The organism is Mesorhizobium sp. M5C.F.Ca.IN.020.29.1.1 (genome assembly GCF_003997375.1).
In the GTDB taxonomy this organism is placed as follows: domain Bacteria; phylum Pseudomonadota; class Alphaproteobacteria; order Rhizobiales; family Rhizobiaceae; genus Mesorhizobium; species Mesorhizobium wenxiniae.
In genome coordinates, this window is sequence record NZ_RZSW01000943.1 from 1 (window position 1) to 1,435 (window position 1,435).

Sequence of the window (1,435 nt, forward strand, 5' to 3'; positions counted from 1 at the left end):
GAACAGGTCCTTGATCCCGAGCGGTATGCCTTCGAGCGTCCCGCCCTCGCCCTTCGCCAGCTTCGCGTCCGAGGCCTTGGCCATGTCGCGCGCCTTGTCGTCGGTAACGACGACATAGGCGTTGAGCGTCGGATTGGCCCGCTCGATCGCCTGGAGATAGGCTTCGGTGATCTCGGTTGCGGTGATTTCCTTGGCGCGCAGCTTGGTGCGGGCCTGCGAAATCGTCAGGTGGGTCAGGTCGCTCATCAGGCAAGGCTCTTTTCGTAAAACACCGACCACTCGGTATCGGGATAGTCCAGCACCGGGCCGCAGCGCGAAAATCCGGCGGCTTCATAGACGGTCCACGCTGCCGGATGGCGGTCGCCGGTTTCCAGCACCAAACGCTTCAGCCCTTCATTGCGCGCCAGCGCTTCGATCCGCTCGACGATCCTGGCGCCGATCTTCTGTCCACGATGCGACGGCCGCGTGTACATGCGCTTGACCTCGCCGACGGTGCCATCGTGGCGCTTCAGCGCGCCGCAACCGACGGCAAGGCCGTTGTCGCGAGCGATGAAGACAGTTGTGTCGTTGTCGGCCATCTGTTCGACGGTCATGTGATAGCAGTGCTCCGGCGGCGTCAGTTGCAGCAGCGTGGCGTTGAGCTCCTTAACCAGCCCGCGCACATCGTCCTGCAGCGGCGTCTCGATGGCGATCTCGATTGCCATCGGCCCGCTACTCCACCACCTTCGGAACGAGGAAGAAATTCTCTTCGGTGGCCGGTGCGTTGGCGACGATGTCGGCCGCCTTGCTGCCGTCGGTGACGACGTCCGGGCGCTTTTTCATCTCCATCGGGATCACCGAAGTCATCGGCTCGACGCCGGAGACATCGACCTCGTTCAATTGCTCGACAAAGCCCAGAATGGCGTTCAACTCGCCCGTCATGCGCTCGGCATCCTCCTCGCTCACCGCAATACGGGCGAGACGCGCGACGCGCTTCACAGTCTGAAGATCAACGGACATGGTTGTTTGTGCCTCTGGAAAACCAGTCCGCGCTATAGCGGCGCGGCGCGTGCCGCGCAACATGCATCGTGCTGAGAACCGGCCCAGAAGGTCTGTGGCAGGCCACGCTGTCGCAGCTGAGATAGCTGCCGCCTTGGGCATTCTCTACAACGCAATCGTCCCACCGATCTCCGGCAACGCCACCTTCACGCCGGATCCCTCCAACCCTGCGACAAACTTGTCGGCGGTCTGGTCGATGATCGGGAACGTGCCGAAGTGACTGGGGATGACCGTCTCAAACTGAAAGAAGCGTCGGCAGGCAAGGGCTGCCACCGCGCCACCCATGGTGAAGCGGTCGCCAATCGGCACGATACCGATCTTCGGTTCATGCAATTCGTTGATCAGCGCCATGTCGGAAAAGATGTCGGTGTCGCCCATGTGATAGAGCGTCTTGTCT

3 protein-coding genes and 1 pseudogene are annotated in these 1,435 nt (G+C 62.0%); all 4 read right to left on the reverse strand.

Features of this window, described 5'->3' with window-relative positions; genetic code table 11:
• Positions 1-246 (reverse strand): amidase family protein (locus EOA85_RS35205; protein ID WP_245486351.1); only part of this gene is annotated, 246 nt, incomplete at its 3' end.
• Positions 246-704, reverse strand: a complete 459-nt coding sequence (locus EOA85_RS35210; RefSeq protein ID WP_127212724.1) for a GNAT family N-acetyltransferase — start codon at positions 702-704, stop codon at positions 246-248. The genes EOA85_RS35210 and EOA85_RS35205, both read right to left, overlap by 1 nt.
• A 7-nt stretch (positions 705-711) precedes the next feature.
• Positions 712-999 carry an Asp-tRNA(Asn)/Glu-tRNA(Gln) amidotransferase subunit GatC gene (gene gatC / locus EOA85_RS35215; RefSeq protein WP_095520408.1) on the reverse strand — a complete coding sequence of 96 codons (288 nt, stop codon included), beginning with the start codon at positions 997-999 and terminating at the stop codon, positions 712-714.
• Between the two features lie 144 nt (positions 1,000-1,143).
• Positions 1,144-1,435: pseudogene (locus EOA85_RS35220) on the reverse strand (metal-dependent hydrolase); the annotation flags it as partial.